Origin of the sequence: Gemmatimonas groenlandica (assembly GCF_013004105.1) — a bacterium.
GTDB lineage: Bacteria > Gemmatimonadota > Gemmatimonadetes > Gemmatimonadales > Gemmatimonadaceae > Gemmatimonas > Gemmatimonas groenlandica.
This window is the reverse complement of the sequence record NZ_CP053085.1, coordinates 1,451,286-1,474,677: the sequence shown is the minus strand read 5'-3', so window position 1 is coordinate 1,474,677 and position 23,392 is coordinate 1,451,286. Positions and strand designations below refer to the sequence as shown.

Sequence of the window (23,392 nt, the reverse complement as noted above, 5' to 3'; positions counted from 1 at the left end):
CACGCAATCATGGCCGAACGAGTCCGTTTCGCGATTTGCTCCCGGACCGCCACCGCGGCGATCGCCGTCGTCTCGACGTTACTCGTCGCGTGTGCTCCCGCCGCGCGTCCCCTCGTCGGCTCGCCGACGCGAGCCATCCTGCCACCGACGAACATGGCGGCCGGGTCCCAGATTCTCCGCTTCACCTGGACCTACAAGGACGAAACGTTCGAAGCGAACGGTGACGGAGCCGTTCGGGCGCAGGCACCGGACCGGGCCCGACTCGACTTCTTCCTCAAGAACGGCATGGCCGGCGGGTACGCGATCCTGCTTGGCGACTCGTTGTTCGTGCCGGGGGTCGATCTGGTGAAGCGCCTCCTGCCGCCGGTGCCGCTCCTGTGGTCGAGCCTGGGGCGCTTGGCGTTGCCGCCGGTCCCGGACACGACCGCCCGCGTCGACGGCGATACGCTGCGTGCCGATCTCGGCGTGTTGAGGGGGCGCGATGCCTCTGGGGCCGACGGGCGGGCCTGGCGTCTCGCCTTCGGCGGCACCACTCTAGCCCGGGTCGAACGCATTGAAGACGGCAAGGTCATCGAGTGGATGTCGCGTCGACGTGGAGCCAACGGCCAGTGGCAACTGCAGTATGTTCATGAACGAGGCAAGCGGCGTCTGGCCATTGCCGTGACCGATACCACGACTGTCGAGGCATTCGATGACGCCATATGGCGCCGTCCGTAGGATCGCACGCGCCGCGCGGAGTGCGGTGGCTCTGCTGCTGGCGGCGTCGCTGGTGGGAGGCTGCTACGGGTTCTCTGGCGGCGGCGGACTCCCCAAACAGCTGAAGACCGTCGCCATCGAGCCGTTCGACAACCAAACGGCCGTGCCCGAGTTGCAGCGCGAAGTCTTCGAGCAGCTGCGCGCTGCGCTGCGCGATCGCCTGAACCTGCGCGAAGCACCGGTGGCCCGAGCTGATGTCGTCGTACGCGGTACACTGGTGAAGTACGACGTCGACTTGCCGGCCGGTGTCAGCGCCGATGGCCGACAGACCACGTCGACGCGGCGACGGCTCATCGTCGTGCTCGATGTCGAGATCATCGATCAGACCACGGGTCGCACGCTCCTGACCAAGAAGGGGCTGCAGCGTGAGGGACAGTACGCGGAAGGTGGCGAGGCCGCGGGACGCAAGAACGCGCTCGAAAGCCTGATCTCTGACCTTGTGGAAGGAGTGCAATCGCAATGGTGACGCGCGATGCCCCTCGGTTCCCGTCGTCGAAAGTCATGACGCTCGAGGCAGCCGCCAGCTGGCGGCGCACCGTTCGCGGCGCCGTCGTCTTCACCAACGGCGTGTTCGACCTACTGCATCCGGGCCACGTCGACGTGCTCGACCGTGCGCGTCGCGAGGGCGCGGCGTTGATCGTCGGCGTCAACAGCGACGCCTCGGTGAAGCGCCTCAAAGGCGATGAGCGTCCGATTCGTACGTCGAGCGAGCGCGCCATCGTGTTGGCGGGACTCGAGGCGGTCGACGCCGTTGTGCTCTTCGAAGACGACACCCCGATCGAACTCGTGCGAACCCTCGAGCCCGACGTCATCGTGAAGGGCGGGGACTATTCGCCGGAAACAATCGTTGGCGCGGATCTCGTGACCGAGCGCGGTGGACGCGTGGTGGTCATTCCGCTCGTCGACGGACACTCCACCACTTCTACCATCGAGAAATTGCGTGGCTGACGCTGCCGTGAACGGAACAGATGCAACGAGTGACGAGCGCCCGCTGCTTGCCGCGCGGGTTGGACGCGCCAACGACGAAATGCGATCGGTTCGCTTGGAGCGTGGGGCCGTGCCCTACGCGGAAGGCTCGTGCCTGGTGTCCTTTGGCGAAACGCGCGTGTTGTGTGCGGCGTCCGTGGAGACCGGCGTGCCCGGTTGGCGCCGTGGGTCGGGGGAAGGTTGGGTGACGGCCGAGTACTCGATGTTGCCGCGTGCGACCAAGACGCGCTCGTCGCGTGAACGGCAGCAGGTCGGGGGACGCACGCAGGAGATTCAGCGTCTCGTGGGCCGCAGCGTCCGTGCGATGCTCGATGACTTCCGGTTTGGCGAGTTCACGGTGAAGGTCGACTGCGATGTTCTGCAGGCCGATGGCGGCACGCGGACGGCGGCGATAACCGGCGCCTGTGTGGCGGTGCAGGATGCGTTCACGTGGATGGTGCAGACTGGTCGTATTCCGGCCTCTCCCGTGCGCCGACGCGTGGCGGCCATCAGCATCGGCCTCGTGGACGATCAACCGCGTCTGGATCTCGACTACGAGGAAGACGTGCGTGCCGGCGTCGATATGAACGTGGTGATGAGCAGCGAAGGTCGCTTCGTCGAGGTACAGGGCACGGGTGAGCACGGCACGTTTGCGCGGGAGCAACTGGACGCGCTGCTGTCGATCGCGGTTCGCGGTATCGAGCGCCTCGATGCGATGCAGCTACTCGTGCTGGGCGAGCCGTTCCCGCAGCCACGGTGAGCTCGGCAACGCCGTCGCCGTCGTCGGTGGGCGACGGTGTACTCGACACGCGCCTCGTCCTCGCGACGCGCAGTGCAGGGAAGCTGAAAGAACTGGTGCCGCTCATGGCGGTCGTCGATCTGACGGTCATCACGCTGGCCGATCTCGGCCTGCCGGAATCGCCGGATGAGGATGCGCTCGAAGTGTTCGACACCTTCGAAGCGAACGCGTTGGCGAAGGCCCGCTACTTCGCGCAGCTCACGGGCGCGATCGTGCTGGCCGACGACTCAGGGCTCGCGGTGGACGCGTTGGGCGGACGGCCGGGCGTTTACAGCAAGCGATGGTCTGGTCGGACGGACCTCGCGGGCGTTGCCCTCGATGCGGCCAACAACGCGTTCCTGCAGGAGGCGCTGCGCGTCGCGCAGGCGGAAACCGTCGGTGACACCTCACCGTCAGCGCCATCGTCACGGCGGGCGCGGTATGTGTGCGCGGCGGCGTGCGTGTGGCGCGACGGCACGCACTGGCGCGAGGCCGTGGTGCGTGGAGAGACGTCAGGTACGCTGCTCGCTGCGCCGCGCGGCACCGGCGGGTTCGGATATGATCCGTACTTTCTGTCCGATGATCTGGGGGCGACGTTCGCGGAGGTTGCACGAGACGCGAAAGCGCGTGTCAGTCATCGCGGCCGTGCGTTCACCGCATTGCTGCAGGTCGACGCGGTGCGCGCGCACTTTGTGCACGTTTCGCGACTCGTATCGGAAGATGGTCGTCGCTGAGGTGCGCAGGACGTTGGCGTTCGCGTTGCGAGCGTGTACTGTGTTGGTGTGATGCGCGCAGGAAGTCGCAACGGATTTGCGAGCCCCCGTTGACCTCGGCGCATCAGCGGGATAACATACGCGGCCGTTGATCTGCGGGGCGTAGCGTAGCCCGGTATCGCGCCTGCTTTGGGAGCAGGAGGTCGCCGGTTCGAATCCGGCCGCCCCGATCTCGTGGTAGGATGTGTTAGATGTGGCGGATCCGATGTGGATCCATGTTCGGGACCCCGCGAGGGGGACCAGCGGCAACGCAGGCGCCAGTAGCTCAGATGGATAGAGCGGCAGCCTTCTAAGCTGTTGGTCGGGGGTTCGAGTCCCTCCTGGCGCGTCATGTCGATGTTGCGAGCGGTAGGCTGTTCTGGACCGCACCCTTAGCTCAATGGTAGAGCAGCTGACTCTTAATCAGTAGGTTCTAGGTTCGAGTCCTAGAGGGTGCACTTTTGATGAGCCCGGTGTTATACTGCCGGTGTGGAGTTGGGCGGAATGTCGCAGTCGTTCGATGTTGGTATCGAACGCGTTCCGAGGTTCGGCGCAGTGAAGCTCTCTGAGTCTCACTGTCGTTGTCAGGCTGGTTGGTACTTGGTTTGTTGGTTGCTGGTGGTGTTGTCTGGCAGGCTCCTATGCGAGCCGTGCGCTACACGCTCATCGTTGCATCGACCGAACACGAGTTCTCTTCTGGATGCTGCCGGGTTTTCGACCCGGACCTCCCCGATGCTGAAAAGCGTCGGTCTGCGGCGGCCGCTCTCAGCGGCCGCTTTTTGTTGTCGGTCACTGACGGTCCGCTGAGCGCCAGATAGGTCGGCGAGCGGTTGGGCTGAACGGACTAAAATTGGGGGTTGCGGAATGCGCAGCGAAATCGCATACTTGCGACCCCGCAGTACAAACGGAATCAGTTCGCTGAACGCCGTTGCTGGGAGGAAAGCCGGAGATTGTGCTGTTGTCGGCGCACACAGATTGCGCGACGCGGGCGAGAAAACGGGGTTGACTTTCGGTTCGCTGCATGGTACTGTTGGAGGCTGCCACCTAAACCGTGGCAAACACAAAAAAGGTAACTGACGCAGCCGCAAGCGGTTGCGATCATATAGCAGGGAAGTAGCATCGCTGTTTGACAATCGAAGTTCGAGATCGATGGATGTGCGGGACGGTATCACTGACCTGCGGCTTCTTCAGGGCTGCAGCGAGATATCAAATCTGTTGATTAGTAAGTGATTCGGCGCTGGATCGACTTCGGTCGGTCGCGCTGATGAGCCACTCAAGATTCTACTTAGATTCTTATCTATTGGAGAGTTTGATCCTGGCTCAGGACGAACGCTGGCGGCGTGCTTAACACATGCAAGTCAAGGGGATCCGCAAGGGTAACCGGCGAACGGGTGCGTAACACGTGAGCAATCTGCCTAGATGTGGGGGATAGCCGGCCCAACGGCCGGGTAATACCGCATACGCTCACTACCTGGCATCGGGTGGTGAGGAAACTTTCGAGGCATCTAGAGGAGCTCGCGGCCTATCAGCTAGTTGGTGGGGTAACGGCCTACCAAGGCGGTGACGGGTAGCTGGTCTGAGAGGATGGCCAGCCACATTGGGACTGAGATACGGCCCAGACTCCTACGGGAGGCAGCAGTGGGGGGAATATTGCGCAATGGCCGAAAGGCTGACGCAGCGACGCCGCGTGGGGGATGAAGCATTTCGGTGTGTAAACCCCTGTTGCTCGGGACACAAGCCTTTTCGAGGGCTCTGACGGTACCGAGTGAGGAAGCACCGGCTAACTCCGTGCCAGCAGCCGCGGTAATACGGAGGGTGCGAGCGTTGTCCGGAATCACTGGGCGTAAAGGGCGCGTAGGCGGTCTGCTAAGCGTGTGGTGAAAGCTCGGGGCTCAACCCCGAGTCGGCCATGCGAACTGGTGGACTAGAGCACTGTAGAGGCAGGTGGAATTCCGGGTGTAGCGGTGGAATGCGTAGAGATCCGGAAGAACACCGGTGGCGAAGGCGGCCTGCTGGGCAGTAGCTGACGCTGAGGCGCGATAGCGTGGGGAGCAAACAGGATTAGATACCCTGGTAGTCCACGCCGTAAACGATGGGTACTAGGTGCTTGGGGGAGCGACCCCCCGAGTGCCGGCGCTAACGCATTAAGTACCCCGCCTGGGGAGTACGACCGCAAGGTTGAAACTCAAAGGAATTGACGGGGGCCCGCACAAGCGGTGGAGCATGTGGTTTAATTCGACGCAACGCGAAGAACCTTACCCAGGCTTGACATGTATGAGAAAGCCTCTGGAAACAGGGGCCCCTCTTCGGAGCTCATGCACAGGTGCTGCATGGCTGTCGTCAGCTCGTGTCGTGAGATGTTGGGTTAAGTCCCGCAACGAGCGCAACCCTTGTCTCTAGTTACCAGCGCGTCATGGCGGGGACTCTAGAGAGACTGCCGGTGCCAAACCGGAGGAAGGTGGGGGACGACGTCAAGTCATCATGGTCCTTACGTCTGGGGCTACACACGTGCTACAATGGCAGGTACAGAGGGCTGCGAAGCGGCAACGCGGAGCCAATCCCCAAAGCCTGCCTCAGTTCGGATTGTCGTCTGCAACTCGACGGCATGAAGCTGGAATCGCTAGTAATCGTGGATCAGCGACGCCACGGTGAATACGTTCCCGGGCCTTGTACACACCGCCCGTCACGCCATGGAAGCTGTGAGCGCCCGAAGTCGGTGCCGGAACCCGCAGGGGCCAAGCCGCCTAAGGCGAGCGCAGTGACTGGGGCGAAGTCGTAACAAGGTAGCCGTAGGGGAACCTGCGGCTGGATCACCTCCTTTCTGGAGTGATGAGTAGGTCGGTGGTGCGGGGGATCCCTTCGGGGCAACCCGGCGCCATGGCAGACTGAAAGTCCCAGATATATCGCCCGTTCTGCACATCCTCGATCTCGAATTCGATTGTTGACCGCCGCTCTTCGGAGTGACGGTCTCTAGCGGTGTCTGCGCTATTTGACAACGGAAGTGGGAAGTGATCGTGGGTACTACAGATTCCAGCGGATCTCGTGCGCGCAAGCGGGCGAGCCGGGACGAATCTGCTAGGACGAAGAACCTCAGTGAGGCGGCGACGTTTCGAGGTCTGGGCCCGCAAGGGTGCAGATCGCGTGATGTTTCAGCTTTACGAGTTTTAAAGCGTATGGTTTGCCTGACCAGATGGGAAAGAGTCAAGCGAACGAAGGTATGTGGGGGATGCCTGGGCACATAGAGGCGATGAAGGCCGCGGTAAGCTGCGATAAGCTTGGGGGAGCGGCACACACGCATTGATCCCAAGATGGCCGAATGGGGAAACCCGGCCGGACGCGAGTCCGGTCACCGCGCAAGCGGAGCAAACCAGGGGAACTGAAACATCTAAGTACCCTGAGGAAGAGAAATCAAACGAGATGCCCCGAGTAGTGGCGAGCGAAACGGGTACAGGCCAAACCGGTCTCCTTGTGGGACCGGGGTTGTAGGACCTACGGACGCACACAGCGACGTCAGTCGAAGTCCTCTGGAACGGGGCGCCATAGACGGTGATAGCCCGGTAGGCGAAGATCATGCACTGTGTGTAGTAGAGTTCCTGAGTAACGCCCGACCCGAGTAATCGGGCGTGAAGCCGGGGGGACCACCCTCCAAGCCTAAAGACTCCTATGTGACCGATAGTGGACGAGTACCGTGAGGGACAGGTGAAAAGCACCCCTGTGCGGGGAGTGAAAGAGATCCTGAAACCACATACCTACAAGCGGTAGGAGGCTGGGCATCGCAAGGTGTCACGGCTGACTGCGTGCCTTTTGCATTATGATCCGGCGAGTTACTCCTCAGATGCGAGGCTAAGCTGCTCAGCAGCGGAGCCAGAGCGAAAGCGAGTCCTGTAACGAGGGCGCATGAGTATCTGGGGGTACGACCCGAAACCAGGGCGATCTACCCATGAGCAGGGTGAAGCTGAGGTAACACTTAGTGGAGGCCCGAACCGGTATGGGTTGAAAACCATTCGGATGACTTGTGGGTAGGGGTGAAAGGCCAATCAAGCCTGGAGATAGCTGGTTCTCCCCGAAATCTATTGAGGTAGAGCCTCGAGGCGTGTCAGCAGGGGGTAGAGCGACTGGAAGGGCGCGGGGGGTCGTAGACCCTACCAACCCCTACCAAACTCCGAATACCTGTCTGATGGACCTCGGGAGGCAGTCGCTGAGCGATAATGTCCAGCGGCGAGAGGGAAAGAACCCAGAACCACAGCTAAGGCCCCGAAGTGGCTGCTGAGTATAGCGAAGGATGTCGTCGTGCAGAGACAACTGGGAGGTTGGCTTAGAAGCAGCCATTCCTTGAAAGAGTGCGTAATAGCTCACCAGTCCAGCGTGATGGCGCCGAGAATGGTCGGGATTAAGCAGCCCGCCGAAGCTTGGTCTTCAGACTTTGTCTGAGGGGTAGGGGAGCGTTCCCTGTGCGTTGAAGTGGGGGTGGAAACCAACCCATGGAGCGAAGGGAAGTGAGGATGCCGGATTAAGTACGCGCAAATGCGGGTGAGAACCCCGCACACCGTAAACCCAAGGATTCCTGCGCCATGGCAATCAGCGCAGGGTGAGGCGGACCCTAAGGCGAGGCCCCAAAGGCGTAGTCGATGGATAGCCGGTCAAAATTCCGGCCCCGTCTTGTAGTCGTTGAAGCATCCAGGGACCCTGGAACGAAGCGCGAGCGGCTTTGTGGATGGCCGTTCAAGGGCGTAGGCGCAAGCCGAGACCTGAGTACGAGGCTGCAGGGCAACCTAAGGCCAAGTCGTGTGGAGTCGGCAGGCAAGAAAAGCTGGGTGGGGAGACTATGAGATGTCCGTACCGTAAACCGACACAGGTGGGTTAGGCGAGTAGCCTCAGGTGAACGAGTGAAACGTGGTCAAGGAACTCGGCATAATGATCCCGTAACTTCGGAAGAAGGGATGCCCCCTTTGGTTGCCAGACTTGCTCTGGTTGCTCGAGGAGGCCGCAGAGAATCGGCTCAAGCGACTGTTTAGCAAAAACACAGGTGCGTGCCAAGCCGCGTAAGGCGCCGTATACGCACTGACGCCTGCCCGGTGCCGGAAGGTTAAGGGGAGAGGTTAGCCGCAAGGCGAAGCTTTGAGCCGAAGCCCCGGTAAACGGCGGCCGTAACTATAACGGTCCTAAGGTAGCGAAATTCCTTGTCGGGTAAGTTCCGACCTGCACGAATGGCGTAACGACTTGAGCACTGTCTCGACCACGCGCTCGGCGAAATAGCAGTCTCGGTGAGGATTCCGAGTCCCCGCGACAGGACAAAAAGACCCCATGCACCTTTACTGCAGCTTGTCATTGGCGATTGTATAGGACTGTGTAGCATAGGTGGGAGCCGGTGAGTCGGGGGCGCTAGCCCTCGAGGAGGCACCAGTGAAATACCACCCTGTGCTGTATGATCGCCTCACCGCGGTAGGCAAACCCTATCCGGGACCGTGGCAGGTGGGCAGTTTGACTGGGGCGGTCGCCTCCGAAAGAGTAACGGAGGCGCGCGAAGGTTGGCTCAGCGCGGTCGGTAATCGCGCCTATAGAGTGTAACGGCAGAAGCCAGCCTGACGGTGAGACCGACGGGTCGAACCGAGACGAAAGTCGGCCGTAGTGATCCGGTAGCCCGGTGTGGATCGGCTATCGCGCAACGGATAAAAGGTACGCTGGGGATAACAGGCTTATCGCGCCCGAGAGTTCACATCGACGGCGCGCGGTTTGGCACCTCGATGTCGGCTTGTCACATCCTGGGGCTGGAGAAGGTCCCAAGGGTCCGGCTGTTCGCCGGTTAAAGTGGCACATGAGCTGGGTTCAGAACGTCGTGAGACAGTTCGGTCTGTATCCGTCGTGGGCGTTGGAGAATTGAGGGGAGCGGACTTTAGTACGAGAGGACCGAGTCGGACGATCCGCTCGTGTCCCGGCTGTGGCGCCAGCTGCAACGCCGGGTAGCGATGATCGGTGGCGATAACCGCTGAAAGCATCTAAGTGGGAAGCGCCCCCCAAGATGAATTCTCCCTGGAGCCTTGAGCTCCCTAAAGGGCCGGAGGAGACTACTCCGTCGATAGGCAGCACGTGGAAGCGCCGCGAGGCGTTCCGAGCGCAGCTGTCCTAATCGCCCGTGCGGCTTGACTCCCCCCTGGTTGTTTCAGGGGACCAAGCAACACCAAACAGAATTCGCAAAGCATGCGTACGTCAGGGTCGCCTCGCTTCGGCGACGGCCCACCCAAGATCACTTCCCGATCCGTTTGTCAACGCGCGCGACGCCCTCAGGCGACCGCGGAGCCTTGAAAATCGATGGACCTGTAGGACCGATTTCGCACGCAAGTGCGCACAGAAATCGCTGGCATCTAGAGCGCTTGGGCCACACCCGTTCCCATCCCGAACACGGTCGTTAAGCCAAGCAGCGCCGATGGTACTCCGGTCGAGAGACCGCGGGAGAGTAGGCCGATGCCGGCACCTTGTGAAGCCCCCGTCACCGATCCTCACGGATTCCGGTGGCGGGGGCTTCTGTGTATCACTACCCTTCACTCCCAAGTCGTATTCACCCGAACCTGAGTTCATGACACGGGCTGGTATCGTTACGGTCGCCGGATTCCCCAATGCCGGCAAATCCACCCTGCTCAACCGACTCGTCGGTGAGAAGCTCGCGATCACGTCGAGCAAGGCGCAGAGTACTCGCCACCGCATCCTCGGGCTGCGGACCGAGAATGACACGCAGATGGTCATTCTCGACACGCCTGGTCTGCTCGAACCGAAAGACACCCTGCATAGCGCGATGCGCAATGCGGCGCTCGCCGCGGTGCGCGACGCCGATGTGCTCGTGCATGTCGTCGATGCCACGGCCACCATTCCCGCCGACTTCGCCACCGCGGCCGGTCTCGAGCGCGCACCGCGCGCCAAGGTGCTGCTCGCACTCAATAAAATCGACTTGATCGACGAGCCGAAAAAGTTTGCGCTGCTCGAGCACTATCCCGAGGCCGTACTGCTGTCGGCACACACGGGTGATGGCATGGATCGATTGGTCAACGCCATCACGGAGCGACTGCCCGAGAGTCCGTACCTGTACCCGGCCGATGAACTCTCCACGCAACCGGTGAAGTTCTTCTGTGCCGAGTTCGTGCGCGAAACCGCGCTCGAACAACTCGGTGACGAATTGCCCCATGCGCTCGCGTGTGAAATTGAGGAGTTCCGCGAGGGCTCTACTCCGCTGTACATTCGGGCAGTGTTGCACGTCGAACGCGACAGCCAGAAACGGATTGTGATCGGAGCCAACGGACAGCAGATCAAGAAGCTTGGCCGCGTAGCGCGCGAGAAAATCGAGCGCTTCGTCGGGCAGCCCGTGTATCTCGATCTGTGGGTGAAGGTGCTCCCGAACTGGCGTCGGAATCGCAATGCCGTGTTGCGCCTGGGGTACGGCGACCCGAACGAAAAGACGTGAGACGCGGTCGGCCGTGGATCGAGCGGTGTGTACGTGCGCTTGCCGTCGTCGCGGTCAGCGCGAGCGCCGCGACGTCGGCGCACGCGCAGAATGGTGGCCTATTTCTGTTGGTGCCGTTCGGCGCGCACGCCGTAGCGCAAGGTGAAGCGGTCGTCGCCGATTCCACCTTGGGTACGGAAGCGATGTGGTGGAATGCCGCCGCCCTCGCGCGCATCGGCAAGAAAGAACTGGCCGTGCACCACTCGCAGACGCTGATCGCCACCAGCGACATGCTGACATTTGCGATCCCATCGCGCGTTCTCGGGACCGTGGCAGCATCGGCGTATTTGGTGAACTACGGCGACCAGGCGGCGACGGACCCCGTCAATGGCACCGAGATCGGCACGATCACGAATCGGAACTACCAACTCGCGCTCTCGTACGCGACACCCGTCGGGAAACGATTGAGCGCTGGCGTGACGTACAAGTTCATCATGCTGCGATTCCAGTGCACGGGCATTTGCGGCAACGTGCCGGTCATCTCGGGCTCCACGAGCGCCCTGGATCTGGGCGCACAGTATGTGCTGCCCACGAGTCTCCCGATCACGATCGGCGCGTCGGTGCGCAATCTTGGCCCCGCGTTGCAGGTGAAGGATGCCGAGCAGGCGGATCCGCTTCCTCGCATCATTCAGGTTGGCGGCATGGCACGAGTGCCGGTGCAGTCTCTCACCGCGGCCGGGGCATCGCTCGATGTCACCTTGGACGTGCAGAGCGCCGCCGCCCTGAACGGGGCCGCCGGTGGAGTTGGTGTCGTTCTGGGGTATCGGGATGTCGCGTTCCTTCGCGGGGGCTACAAGCTGCAGCCTGGCGACGCCAAGGGGCCGTCCATCGGCTTCGGCTTTCAACGTGGTGGCTTTGCGCTCGATCTTGCTCGTCGGTTCGATGCGGCATCGTCGCAGCTCGGAGAGCCACCCACGTACATTTCGCTGCGGGCCCGCTTCTGATGCGTCGCCGAATCCGCATCGCGGCGAGCGGTCTGTATGTGTGCCTCACCGCATCCGTCGCGCTGGCGCAAGGCGGGACACCGGTGGCCCTCCGCGTGGCCGTGGCGCCACCGACGGCACGCGCGGACAGCGCCGCCATTCCCGCCGCCGTCAGTCAGGCCTGGCGTCCGGCCTCGGGAGCTCGAGCGCCGTGGTGGGCGCCGGTCCTCTCGGGTGTGGTGCCCGGTGCCGGTCAGTTCGCGATGGGACAGCAGCGCAGCGTGGGTTATCTCGTGGCCGAAGGCTATCTCATCCTGCAGCAGGTCCGCGCGCGACGGGACGCCAATCGGGATCGCGATGCGTATCGCGCCTTGGCATTTGAGGTCGCCAGACAGCCGTTCGGGGGCGAGCGCCCGCGCGGCAGCTGGGACTATTACGAGTCGATGGAGAAGTACCTCGAGAGCGGTGCCTTCGATCGTATTCCCGGTGGTAGCATTGATCCCGAAACCGACGAATCGACCTACAATGGGGCGCGTTGGCTGCTGGCGCGCGAAACGTACTGGCTCAATCCGGCCGTCGCACCTGCCGTCGGCAGTGCGGAGTACCAGCGAGCGCTCGCGTTCTACCAGTCGCGGGCGGTGCCGGCCGCGTTTCAGTGGAGCTGGCGCGACGCGCAGCTCCAGCGAGATGTCTACGCACAAACCATTGCCAGCGCGAACCGGAGTGTACAGCGCGCGGTGAACTACGTCGGACTGATCGGGGCCAATCACTTGGTCAGCCTGATCGACGCGTATGTCAGCGTCCGCGTGCGACGCTTTGGGGGCGCCGGCGTGGTCGGAATGAGCATGGAGAGCATTCACACCGTCGTCGAACCGGTGGGTGACCCTCGCGATGGGCGGCGTCAGCTGCGAACCGCCATTCGTCTCGTCCCCGAGCGCCGCTAGACAGCCTTTTCGGCTCGGGGCCCGCCGTCATCTTCGTTTTGTGACGGTTGATGTGACCGCCGACACATCGTGGCGAACGGGATGAGGTGATCGTCCTTTCTTGAGCGAGGTTCCACACTTCCGCTCGCTCCGAGGGGCTTCCGCCCACCCTCACTCCCGATCCACGCTTCGACGATGACCACACCCGGCTTCAACGAGCACGTCGCGGTTCACCTGACCCTCGGTCAGGATGAACCGTCGTGGTTGACCGCGTGGTGGGTATCGTCAGGCATTCCTCTGCAGCAGACCGCCGATGCCGCGGGCGTCTGCCCCCAGGCGATGAAGTCGCGTCCCAGACTCATCCTGATCGACGCGCGTGGCGATGCCGACTGGGAGGCGCTCGCGGTCGGCACGTGCCGTCGCCTCAAGCGCGATGCCTACACCGCGATCGTCCCGGTACTTGTGATCGTCTCGGCGGGACGCTTCGCCGAGGCGTTCGACGCTGATGCGGACGAGGTGCTTCGTGCCGACGTCAGCGATCAGGAGGCGACGGCGCGACTGTCAGCCATGCTGCGACGCAGCGATCGCGACACCGACGTCCATCCGTCCACCCGGCTACCAGGCACGCGGGAAATCGAAGCGGAACTGAGCCGGCGCGTGGCGTCCGGGGAGAAATTTGCGGCCTGCTACGCCGACCTGGACCACTTCAAGGAATTCAACGACCGTTACGGCTACCATCACGGTGACCAGGTGATCCGGCTGCTGGCGCGGATTCTCCACGACGTGGTGAAGGGCCTGTGTGTCGAGGACGGCTTCGTCGGCCACATCGGTGGTGACGACTTCCTCTACACCATCCCGCTCGCGGCCGTCCCCCGGGTGTGCGACGAAGTGATCCGCGTATTTGACGAACTCATTCCGTGGCAGTATTCCGAGCAGGACCGTCGTGTGGGATATTTCTTCGGCAAGGATCGGCGCGGCCAGTTGCATCGGGTTCCGCTGATGACGCTCTCGGTCGGCGTCGTCACCAATCAGCGCCGGCATTTTACACGGGGCATCGAGGTCAGCGAGTTGGCGACGGAAATGAAGAGTTACGCGAAGACACTGTCAGGTTCCGTCTGGGCGGTTGATCGTCGGCGGGATGAACCCGTGGCTCCGGTGTCTGCCGGGGCGTCCATCGACGCGCTTCGTGCGCGTCAGGGCATTCGCAGTGTAGGGGGCGTCTGATGACGGTGTCGTGTCCGGACTGCAAGTCGGTCTTTCGCGTCGATCCGGCGAAGGTCCCAGCCACGGGTGTGCGCGCGCGCTGCTCCGTGTGTGGGGGCGTGATTGCCATCGGCGGCGGGACGTTGCCGGTGTCGGTGACGCCCGCGTCGTCCAGCGCCGCGGTCGCCCCGTTCGGAAATGGGCAATCGCGCCTGACGCCGATTGCTACGACTCCGGCGACTGCTCCGTTGCCCCAGACGGCCAGCGTCATGACGCCGCCCGCGCCGGCAACGGTGCCCGCCGCCTACCAGCCGGCGGGCGCGTCAACGGCGACGTCAACGGCCACCTTCACGCCGGCGACGACGACTCCGCTGTCGTCGCCGGCCACCGCGACGCCGGCACTCGGGAAACGTCCGATCAATCCGTTCTTGCGCGCGGATCCGGCGCAGCGCGCCCGTCGTCTCGCTCGGGCTCTCGTCTCCGATTTGGTGGCGTATCATCCGCAGAAGCGCGACGAGGGACTGCGCGACGGGACCTTACGTCAGCTCTTTCGCGAAGAGATCAAGAAGAGCTACGAGGAATACGTCGAGCAGGTCGGCCGGGACGTCGCCGAGCACTCGCCGTACTTTCAGGAAGCGCTCAACGAGATACTCGCGGGCGGCCGCCGTCTCTTCTGATACTGCCGCTGGAAGCCAGTGCCGTCTCCGGGTACCTTCCATGTCACTCGAATGCTGGTAACAGCTGGTGACACTACGGGCCGCTCTCCTGCGCGGAGGGCGGCCTGCGTCGTATCTGGAGGCACGGCATGCAGGACGGAGAGCGGCTGAAGGTCTTGACACGGTCGGAAGAGCGGCTCGTGGACATGCGGAGGTATCTTTGACGTCGACGCCAAGCGCTCGACGCTGAACGCGTATGAGAATGAGATGTCCGATGGCGCCTTCTGGAACGATCAGGAGCATGCGCGGGACATCGTACAGCAGGTCAAGGTGCTCAAGGGCTGGATCGAGCCGATTGACTCGCTGAGCGCACGTATCGAATCGGCGCGCGAAATCGATGAATTGCTCGCGCTCGAGCCGGACGCTGCGATGTCCAAGGACCTTGACGCGGAGACCGAGCGCATTGTCGAGGAGCTCGACGCGTTCGAGCTCAAGTCGCTGCTACGCGGGCGCGATGACTTCCGCGATGCGCAGATCGAAATCAGCGCTGGCGCCGGCGGTACCGAGGCGCAGGACTGGGCGGAGATGATCATGCGCATGTACACGCGCTGGGCCGAGCGCAAAGGCTTCGAGCTCGAGATGCTCGACCTCAGCGAGGGTGAAGAGGCGGGCATCAAGGGCGCGGTGATCGAGATCAAGGGCCAGTACGCGTATGGTTTCCTGCGTCCGGAGTCGGGTGTGCATCGCCTTGTCCGCATCTCGCCCTTCGACTCGCAGGCGCGGCGTCATACGAGCTTCGCGTCGGTGTTCGTGTATCCGGTCGTGAACGAAGAGATCAACATCGAGATCCGCGACGAAGATCTCCGCATCGATGTGTATCGCGCCTCGGGTGCCGGCGGACAGCACGTCAACAAGACGTCGTCGGCGGTGCGCATCACGCACATGCCGACCGGTATCGTCTGCGCCTCGCAGGCCGAGCGCTCGCAGTTCAAGAACAAGGCGACCGCGATGAAACAGCTCAAGAACAAGCTGTATCAGCGCGAGTCCGACAAGCTCGCCGCCGCCAAGGCCCTCCTCGATGCCGACAAGCAGGACGTGTCGTTCGGCAGCCAGATCCGCAGCTACGTCTTTCAACCGTACACGATGGTCAACGATCACCGCACCGAACTCAAGATCGCCGATGTTCAGAAGGTCATGGACGGCGGGATCGATCCGTTCATCCAAGCCTACTTGAAGCAGGAAAGCGAAGAGCAGGCGGAGGGGCGCCCGCTGTGAGCGACGATCTGAATTTCCTGATGAAGGCGCGTCGCGACAAGCTCGACGCGTTACGCGCGGCGGGCACCGAACCCTTCGCGTACTCGTTCGACCGCTCGCACACCGCCACCGAGGCCGTCGCCGCACTCGGCGCGTCCGACGAGGGCCCCGAGGTGACGGTGGCCGGTCGACTCACCTCGTGGCGGAGCCAGGGCAAGACGGCGTTCGCGCACTTGGCCGATATGGACGGTCGGGTGCAGCTGTACTTCCGGCGTGACGAGATCGGGGAAGACGCCTGGACGCAGCTCAACGCCTGGGACCTCGGTGACTGGGTCGGGGTACGCGGCTCGATGATGCGTACGAAGACCGGCGAAGCCACCGTGAAGGTGAAGGAGGCCACGCTGCTCTCGAAGTCGCTGCGGCCGCTGCCGTTCGGCAAGGAGCAGATGGTCGACGGGCAGATGGTGCGCTACTCTGGGTTCTCCGATACCGAACAGCGGGCGCGTCAACGGTATGCCGACCTCGCGGTGCATCCTGAGGTGCGCGCGCTGTTCCGTGCGCGCTCGGTGCTCACGCGCAGCATCCGCGCGCATCTCGACGGGTTGAACTATCTCGAAGTGGAAACGCCCGTGCTGCAGCCGCTGTACGGCGGCGCCTCTGCGCGTCCGTTCATCACGCACCACAACACGCTCGACATGCCGCTGTATCTGCGCATCGCGGACGAGCTGTATCTGAAGCGTTTGATCGTGGGTGGCTTCGAGCGGGTGTACGAGATCGGCCATGATTTCCGCAACGAGGGCATCGACCGGACGCACAATCCGGAGTTCACGATGCTCGAGTTCTACGAAGCGTTCGCCGATTACACCACGATGATGGAGCGTGTGGAAACGCTCATGGTGGCCGCCGCCGATGCGATCCGCTCGATTCCGATCGTGGGCGACAAAGTCCCGGTGCTGGTGACGCCGTTCCCGCGCATCGAATGGGTGCCCTCGCTGTCGCAGGCGGCCGGCATTGATGTGATGGCGGCCGACGACGCCACGCTTCGCCAGGCGGCCGAGCGAATTGGCGTGCAGAAGGTGGCGACGCTGAGCCGGCCGAAAGTGCTCGACGAGATGTTCCAGGAACTGGTGGAGTCGAAGATCGATACTCCCACCTTCGTCGTCGACTATCCGATCGAGCTCTCACCGCTGGCGAAGCCCAAGCGCGGCGGGCCGGCTGGTCTGACCGAGCGCTTCGAGCTCTTTGCGCGCGGTAAGGAACTGGCCAACGCATTCTCCGAGCTGAACGATCCGATCGATCAGCGTGAACGGTTCGAGGCGCAGGCGCGCTTGCGCGACGCCGGTGACGATGAGGCGTCGGGCGTGGATGACGATTACCTGCGCGCGATGGAATACGGCATGCCCCCCACCGGCGGAGTCGGCATCGGCATCGATCGCCTGTTCATGTATCTCACGGATACGCAGAACATCCGCGACGTGATCCTGTTCCCCACCATGCGCCCCGAGTGATCATTTCGTGACTGGCCTCGAGTTGTCGATCGCGTGGCGCTACCTGCGCAGTCGCCGCGGGTCGCGCCTCCTATCGCTGATCAGCGTGATCGCCATCGGCGGTGTGCTGGTCGGCGTCAGTGCGCTGATCGTCATCATGGGCGTGATGAACGGATTGCAGCGCGATCTTCGCGAGAAGATTCTCGTGGGCAGTCCTGACGTACACGTGTTGCCGTACGGCGACGGCATGCGCATGACCAACTGGCGCGACACGCGCGAGGCGGTCGCGGCGACGCCTGGCGTCGTGCGGGCGGCGCCATTTGTCAGCACGCAGGGCATGGTCCGCAACCTGTCCGGTTACATGACCGGCACACAGGTGATGGGCATCCAGGCCGACGGCGTCGCGGGAGCTGACGTCACCACGATTCGATCGCACGCGATCCTCGGCGACTTCCGGTTCACGCGTGACAGTGTGTCATTGCCGGGCGCGGTCCTCGGCAAGCTGTTGGCCTCGAAGCTGAATGCGTTTCCCGGCGACACGATCGTCTTGGTGGGCGCGGCGGGGCTCGATATGAACGCCAGCACGGGCGCGATCATTCCCCGTCTCGACAGTGCGGTCGTCTCGGGCGTCTTCGAAACCGGCATGTATGAGTACGACAACGCGTACCTGTATCTCGAGCTGGCGGCGGCGCAGCGATTTTCCGGACTCGGCGACGACGTGACCGGCATCGAGGTGCGCGCCGCCGATCGGTGGCAGGCGCCGGCGGTAGCCGATTCGCTCCGTGCGAACCTCAAGGCTCCCGTGCGCGCTATCGATTGGCAGGAGCAGAACCGCTCGCTCTTCCAGGCGCTCAAGCTCGAGCGGCTCGGCATGGGTGTCATCCTGCTGCTCATCGTGGTCGTCGCCGCGTTCAACATCGTCAGCACGCTCACGATGGTCGTATCCGACAAGACGCGTGAGATTGGTATTCTCCGGGCGATGGGTATGCCGGCCAAGTCGATCCGTCGGATCTTTCTGTATCAGGGAATCGTTGTAGGAGCAGTAGGTACGGGAGGTGGCGTCGCGATCGGGCTCTTCCTGTCGCTACTGCTCGAGAAGTACCAGCTGATTTCCCTTGATCCGTCGGTGTATTTCATCGATCACCTACCTGTCGCCATTCAGTTTCCCGATGTGCTGCTGATCATCGTGTCGAGCCTCGTCATCACGGCGCTCGCGACATTGTATCCGGCGGCGCAGGCGGCCCGGTTGTACCCCGTCGACGCGATTCGCCATGAGTGAGCCGCTGTCGTTGGACGAAGCATCCATCGGTGGCGTGCCGGTCGGCGAACCGCTTGTGGTCCACGCCGTGGGACTCGTCAAGGAGTTCCTCGGCGGAGACGGCGGCGTGATCAGGATCCTCGACGAGGTCTCCATCACCGTCAAGCGGGGCGAGATGGTCGCCGTGGTCGGCGCCAGCGGGGCGGGCAAGAGCACGCTGTTGCACGTCCTCGGCGCGCTCGAGCGGCCGTCGGCGGGTCGTATCGACCTCGCCGGACACAGTGTCGGTGGGCTCGACGACGAGGCCGTTGCCAAGCTCAGGAACCGTGCGGTCGGGTTCGTGTTTCAGTTTCATCATCTCCTCCGCGAGTTCTCGGCGTTGGAGAATGTGATGATGCCGCTGCGGATTGCCGGTGTGGCCGACCGTATTGCGCAGCAGCGGGCCGAGCATCTGCTGGAGCGCGTTGGGCTCACGGCGCGTCGACATCATCGCCCCGGCGCGATGTCGGGCGGCGAGCAGCAGCGCACCGCAGTGGCGCGCGCGCTAGCTGCCGAGCCCGCGCTGCTTCTGGCCGACGAGCCCAGCGGCAATCTGGATCTACATAACGCCGAGCGGCTCCACGACTTGTTTTCGGAGTTGGCTCGTGATCTCTCGTTGGGTCTGGTCGTAGTGACCCACAATCAGTCGCTGGCTGCCCGAGCCGATCGGGCGCTATTGTTGGAAGGAGGACGGTTGGTGGTGACGAACGGTCTCGGGACGGAGGGCTGATGATCTGCGACAACTGCAAAGAGCGCGACGCCGTCGTGAATCTCACGCGCATCGTGGACAACGCGGTCACGCAGCTCCATCTCTGCGAGAAGTGTGCGGCGGAGAAGGGGGTCGAGACCACCGTCGCGGTGGCCCAGCACCCGCTCGGAGATATTTTGCAGGCCGTGCAGCAGCAGGCGTCCACCACCAGTGAGGACGCCGCCGCGTGTTCGTTCTGCGGGGCCACCGCGCGCGATTTCCGCGCAACCGGTCGTCTGGGCTGCCCGCATTGCTACGACGCCATGGAGAAGAGCCTGCGCGAGCTGCTGCGGCGACTGCATGGTAGCTCCCGGCATGTGGGACAGCGCTACGACGCGCCCGTCACCCACGTCGCGACGCCCAAGCCCGATTCGATCCATGATCTGCGCGATCGTCTGCAGCGCGCGGTTGACACGGAACAGTTCGAACTGGCCGCCGAGTTGCGCGACCGCATCAAGGTGATCGAATGACGCCCCCCCGACCGGCTCTCGATCTGTCGCTCCTGCCCGATGGTGGGGTGCGCTGGCTCGACGCGTCCGGCCCGAACTCGGACATCGTGATTTCGACCCGAATGCGGCTGGCGCGCAACGTGTCGGGGTATGCGTTCACCGGTCGCGCCCGTGACGGTGAGCGACTGCGGATGCTGGCTCAGGTTCGCGATGCCCTCGGCGCCGTTCCTTCGCTCAGCGGGAGCTTGCTGGTGCGACTCGAGGAGCTGGCCACGGTCGACCGGCAGTTGCTGCACGAGCGCCATCTGGTCAGCAAGGAGCTGGCCGGACTCGATCCGCAGCATCCGATCCGATCCGGCGCTGCCGTGTTTCTCGGCGAGTCGGTCGGTCTGCTGGTGAATGAGGAGGACCATCTCCGACTGCAGTCCCTTCGGTCGGGATTCGCGGTACCCCAGGCCTTCGAGTCGGTGCACCGGCTGGATCAGGAACTCGGCTCGCAGGTGCCGTTTGCCTTTCACCGGGAGTTCGGCTTCCTGACGGCCTGTCCGACCAACGCCGGAACGGGTCTACGGGCCTCGGTCCTGATTCACCTGCCCGGCCTGGTGCTGACCAAGGAGATCGGGAAGGTGCTGTCCGGGCTGCAGCAGATGGGGCTGACCTATCGCGGATTGTACGGCGAAGGCAGCGAAGTGGTCGGGAATTTCTTTCAGCTGTCGAACCAGACGACACTGGGGCGGTCGGAAGAAGAACTGCAGGACCTTCTGGTCCGCGTCGTACGCCACGTGATCGAACGCGAGGAGGAAGCGCGACGTGTCCTCGTCCGCGACGCGGGCTATATTATCGAGGACAAGTTGTGGCGCGCCTATGGGACGCTGCGGTATGCCCGCAGTCTGACCTTCGACGAGGCCATGAACTACCTGAGTGGAGTACGTCTGGCGGTTGGCCTGAAACTGATCACTGGGCTCAGTGTATACACACTCAACAAGCTCCTGATCTTTGCCCAGTCGGCGCATCTTGCTCATCTCGAGCAACGTACGTTGACGGAAAGCGAGACCAATCTGGCGCGCGCCAAATACGTGCGGCAGGTATTGGTGAGCGAAGGCGGCGGCGTCGAATGATCCGCTTCCCTACGACCCTGAGGGGACGATGAACGGCTACAACTTCACCGAGCGGGTGCGGAAGGTTCTCGCGATGGCACGCGAGGAAGCGGCACGTCTGCATCACGAGTATGTGGGCACCGAGCATATCCTGCTCGGCCTGATCCGCGAGGGTGAGGGCGTTGCGGCGGCGGTGCTGCAAAACCTCAACGTGGATCTCGACGACGTTACCCAGAAAATCGAGGACACCGTCAAGAAGGGGAAAGCGGCTCAGGCCACCGGACCTGATCTGCCGTATACCTCACGCGCCAAGAAGGTGCTCGAGCTCGCGATGGCGGAAGCCCGCGATCTCAATCACAGCTATGTCGGTACCGAACACCTGTTGCTTGGCCTCCTTCGTGAAGAGAAGGGGATCGCCGCGCAGGTGTTGACTGACGCGGGCGTCAATCTCGAAGCGGCGCGCACGGAAACGCTGCGTCTGCTCGGCACGGAAATGCCACAGGGTGGGCAAGCGCCGCAGGCCGAGAAGGCCGGCAGCGTGCCGCCGTCCGCGGCGCCGGCGAAGGGTGACAAGAAGTCGAAGACGCCGGCCCTCGATCATTTCTGCCGCGACCTCACGCAGCTTGCTGCGGAAGGACAGCTCGATCCCACGATCGGACGCGCGAAGGAAATCGAGCGGGTCATGGAAGTGCTGACGCGCCGGAAGAAGAACAACCCGGTGCTGATCGGCGAACCCGGTGTGGGCAAGACGGCCATCGTGGAAGGACTGGCGCAACTCATCGCCAATGGCGATTGCCCGGATTCCCTCCGCGACAACCGTGTGCTGTCGCTCGACATGGCGGCGGTCATCGCGGGCACGAAGTACCGTGGCCAGTTCGAGGAGCGCCTCAAGGCGGTCATGAACGAGATCGCGCAGAACAAGCAGGTCATTCTGTTCATCGACGAGCTGCACACGCTCGTGGGTGCCGGTGCGGCCGAAGGCGCGATCGACGCCAGCAACATGCTGAAGCCGGCGCTCGCGCGCGGCGAACTGCAGTGCGTCGGTGCCTCTACGCTCAACGAGTATCGCAAGTACATCGAGAAGGACGGAGCGCTCGAGCGTCGATTCCAGACGGTCGTGGTCGAGCCGCCCTCGATCGACGAGACCGTGCAGATTCTGCAGGGGCTTCGCAAGAAGTACGAAGACCATCACCGCGTGAACATCCCCGACGAGACGCTGCTCGCCGCGGCCAAGCTGTCGGAGCGCTACATCACCGATCGCTTCCTGCCGGACAAGGCGATCGACGTGATCGACGAGGCGGGCGCGCGGGCTCGACTGGCGGCTCAGGTCCCACCGGCCGAGGTGGCGGAGCTCAAGGAACAGCTGGAAGCGATCAACGCCGACAAGGAAGCGGCGGTGCGCGATCAGAATTTCGAGCGGGCGGCTTCGTTGCGCGACAACGAGCGTGATCTGCAGGCGCAGATCCGTCGCAAGCAGGAGGACTGGGAGCAGCGGCGTCAGTCGCATCGCCCCACGCTGGGTGAGGAGGAGATCGCCTTCATCGTGAGTCGCTGGACGGGCATTCCCGTCACGCGTCTCCAGGAAGCCGAAACGTCCCGTCTGCTCCGGATGGAAGACGAGCTGCACCAGTCGGTGGTCGGTCAGGACGAGGCCATCAAGGCGCTGGCCCGCTCTATCCGCCGCAGCCGCGCCGGTTTGAAGGATCCGCGTCGTCCGATCGGCTCGTTCATCTTCTCGGGGCCCACGGGCGTCGGTAAGACCGAGCTGGCGCGGTCCCTCGCGAAGTTCCTGTTTGCCGATACGTCGGCCCTGATCCGCGTCGACATGAGCGAGTACATGGAAAAGTTCTCCGTGTCGCGGCTCATTGGTGCGCCGCCGGGGTACGTGGGCTACGAAGACTCCGGGACGCTCACGAAGGCCGTGCGTCGCAAGCCGTACTCGGTGGTCCTCCTCGACGAAATCGAGAAGGCGCACCCGGACGTGTTCAACATCCTGCTGCAGGTGCTCGATGAGGGTCACCTCACCGACAATTACGGCCGGGTAATCGACTTCAAGAACACCGTCGTCATCATGACGTCGAACGTGGGCGCGAAGGATATTACGCGGGGCAAGTCGCTGGGCTTTGCCGGCAACGATGCGCGCGGGGATTTCGAGCGCATTTCGGAGAAGGTGAAGGAGGAGATGGGGCGGGTGTTCAACCCCGAATTCCTCAATCGTCTCGACGACGTGATCGTGTTCCACCCGCTCGGGAAGGAGCACATTTCGAAGATCGTGTCGATCCTGTTCGCCGACGTGCAGAAGCGTCTGGCCGAGGAGGAGATCACGATCAAGCTGACCGACGCGGCGACCGAATTCTTGGTCGACCACGGGCACGACGAGCACTACGGCGCTCGTCCGCTCAAGCGGGCGATTCAGCGGTACATCGAGGATCCGCTGTCCGAGAAGATCCTGCTGGGCGAGTTCTCCAAGGGGGATGAGATCGAAGTCGCGGTCTCGACCACGGAGAAGGAGAAACTGGAGTTCCGCGTCCTGTCCCCTACGCCTCAGGCGTAACGCAGGATCAGCGGCGGCCGGACCCATGGGGTCCGGCCGCTTGCCGTTTCGGTGTAT

The 23,392-nt window shown here is 63.2% G+C and carries 17 protein-coding genes, 3 tRNA genes and 3 rRNA genes; all 23 read left to right on the top strand.

What is annotated here, in order from left to right:
* The first annotated feature begins 9 nt into the window (after positions 1-9).
* The 23 genes from HKW67_RS06240 to HKW67_RS06130 all read left to right on the top strand — a co-directional run bounded on the left by HKW67_RS06240 (position 10) and on the right by HKW67_RS06130 (position 23,335).
* Complete coding sequence (locus HKW67_RS06240) at positions 10-717, top strand: hypothetical protein (protein WP_171224559.1); 708 nt, start codon at positions 10-12, stop codon at positions 715-717.
* A gap of 25 nt (positions 718-742) precedes the next feature.
* Positions 743-1,222: an LPS assembly lipoprotein LptE gene (lptE, locus tag HKW67_RS06235; protein ID WP_171224558.1), complete on the top strand. Its 480-nt coding sequence runs from the start codon at positions 743-745 to the stop codon at positions 1,220-1,222.
* Between the two features lie 35 nt (positions 1,223-1,257).
* On the top strand, positions 1,258-1,704 hold the full coding sequence (rfaE2, locus tag HKW67_RS06230) for a D-glycero-beta-D-manno-heptose 1-phosphate adenylyltransferase (protein ID WP_230981139.1): 447 nt from the start codon (positions 1,258-1,260) through the stop codon (positions 1,702-1,704).
* Positions 1,705-1,747: 43 nt separating this feature from the next.
* Positions 1,748-2,482 carry a ribonuclease PH gene (gene rph / locus HKW67_RS06225; RefSeq protein ID WP_269141398.1) on the top strand — a complete coding sequence of 245 codons (735 nt, stop codon included), beginning with the start codon at positions 1,748-1,750 and terminating at the stop codon, positions 2,480-2,482.
* Positions 2,479-3,234, top strand: coding sequence for a non-canonical purine NTP pyrophosphatase (locus HKW67_RS06220; protein WP_206044621.1), 756 nt, complete (start codon positions 2,479-2,481; stop codon positions 3,232-3,234). The genes rph and HKW67_RS06220 overlap by 4 nt, the downstream gene beginning before the upstream one ends.
* A gap of 135 nt (positions 3,235-3,369) precedes the next feature.
* Positions 3,370-3,443: transfer RNA gene (locus HKW67_RS06215), tRNA-Pro, on the top strand.
* A gap of 84 nt (positions 3,444-3,527) precedes the next feature.
* Positions 3,528-3,601, top strand: a tRNA-Arg gene (locus HKW67_RS06210).
* A 37-nt stretch (positions 3,602-3,638) separates the two neighbouring features.
* Positions 3,639-3,710: transfer RNA gene (locus HKW67_RS06205), tRNA-Lys, on the top strand.
* An 839-nt stretch (positions 3,711-4,549) separates the two neighbouring features.
* A 16S ribosomal RNA gene (locus HKW67_RS06200) occupies positions 4,550-6,073 on the top strand.
* Between the two features lie 378 nt (positions 6,074-6,451).
* Positions 6,452-9,400: ribosomal RNA gene (locus HKW67_RS06195) — 23S ribosomal RNA — on the top strand.
* A 206-nt stretch (positions 9,401-9,606) separates the two neighbouring features.
* Positions 9,607-9,723: ribosomal RNA gene (rrf, locus tag HKW67_RS06190) — 5S ribosomal RNA — on the top strand.
* The 16S, 23S and 5S rRNA genes sit together here, the layout of an rRNA operon.
* Positions 9,724-9,826: 103 nt before the next feature.
* Positions 9,827-10,705, top strand: a complete 879-nt coding sequence (gene era / locus HKW67_RS06185; RefSeq protein WP_171224555.1) for a GTPase Era — start codon at positions 9,827-9,829, stop codon at positions 10,703-10,705.
* Positions 10,702-11,688, top strand: a complete 987-nt coding sequence (locus tag HKW67_RS06180) for a PorV/PorQ family protein (protein WP_171224554.1) — start codon at positions 10,702-10,704, stop codon at positions 11,686-11,688. Before era ends, HKW67_RS06180 begins: the two co-directional genes overlap by 4 nt.
* Positions 11,688-12,611, top strand: a complete 924-nt coding sequence (locus tag HKW67_RS06175; protein WP_171224553.1) for a hypothetical protein — start codon at positions 11,688-11,690, stop codon at positions 12,609-12,611. The genes HKW67_RS06180 and HKW67_RS06175 overlap by 1 nt, the downstream gene beginning before the upstream one ends.
* A 174-nt stretch (positions 12,612-12,785) precedes the next feature.
* On the top strand, positions 12,786-13,814 hold the full coding sequence (locus HKW67_RS06170; RefSeq protein WP_171224552.1) for a GGDEF domain-containing response regulator: 1,029 nt from the start codon (positions 12,786-12,788) through the stop codon (positions 13,812-13,814).
* Positions 13,814-14,470: a zinc-ribbon domain-containing protein gene (locus tag HKW67_RS06165; RefSeq protein WP_171224551.1), complete on the top strand. Its 657-nt coding sequence runs from the start codon at positions 13,814-13,816 to the stop codon at positions 14,468-14,470. The genes HKW67_RS06170 and HKW67_RS06165 overlap by 1 nt, the downstream gene beginning before the upstream one ends.
* Before the next feature lie 128 nt (positions 14,471-14,598).
* Positions 14,599-15,724, top strand: a protein-coding gene (gene prfB / locus HKW67_RS06160; protein WP_171224550.1) for a peptide chain release factor 2 whose coding sequence is annotated in 2 segments (ribosomal slippage) — positions 14,599-14,670 and positions 14,672-15,724 — 1,125 coding nt in all. Because the reading frame shifts where the segments join, the coding sequence is not laid out codon by codon here.
* A gap of 20 nt (positions 15,725-15,744) precedes the next feature.
* A complete protein-coding gene (lysS, locus tag HKW67_RS06155) occupies positions 15,745-17,211 on the top strand; it encodes a lysine--tRNA ligase (RefSeq protein ID WP_171227570.1) in 1,467 nt (488 codons plus the stop codon).
* A gap of 7 nt (positions 17,212-17,218) precedes the next feature.
* The gene (locus HKW67_RS06150; RefSeq protein WP_171224549.1) at positions 17,219-18,469 is read left to right on the top strand and encodes an FtsX-like permease family protein; all 1,251 of its coding nucleotides are present in this window, start codon (positions 17,219-17,221) and stop codon (positions 18,467-18,469) included.
* Positions 18,462-19,217 (top strand): ABC transporter ATP-binding protein, encoded by a 756-nt coding sequence (locus HKW67_RS06145; RefSeq protein WP_171224548.1) that lies wholly within the window; start codon positions 18,462-18,464, stop codon positions 19,215-19,217. Before HKW67_RS06150 ends, HKW67_RS06145 begins: the two co-directional genes overlap by 8 nt.
* Complete coding sequence (locus HKW67_RS06140; protein ID WP_171224547.1) at positions 19,217-19,705, top strand: UvrB/UvrC motif-containing protein; 489 nt, start codon at positions 19,217-19,219, stop codon at positions 19,703-19,705. Before HKW67_RS06145 ends, HKW67_RS06140 begins: the two co-directional genes overlap by 1 nt.
* Positions 19,702-20,802: a protein arginine kinase gene (locus tag HKW67_RS06135; RefSeq protein ID WP_171224546.1), complete on the top strand. Its 1,101-nt coding sequence runs from the start codon at positions 19,702-19,704 to the stop codon at positions 20,800-20,802. The genes HKW67_RS06140 and HKW67_RS06135 overlap by 4 nt, the downstream gene beginning before the upstream one ends.
* Positions 20,803-20,830: 28 nt before the next feature.
* The gene (locus HKW67_RS06130; protein WP_171224545.1) at positions 20,831-23,335 is read left to right on the top strand and encodes an ATP-dependent Clp protease ATP-binding subunit; all 2,505 of its coding nucleotides are present in this window, start codon (positions 20,831-20,833) and stop codon (positions 23,333-23,335) included.
* The last annotated feature ends 57 nt before the right edge of the window (positions 23,336-23,392 follow it).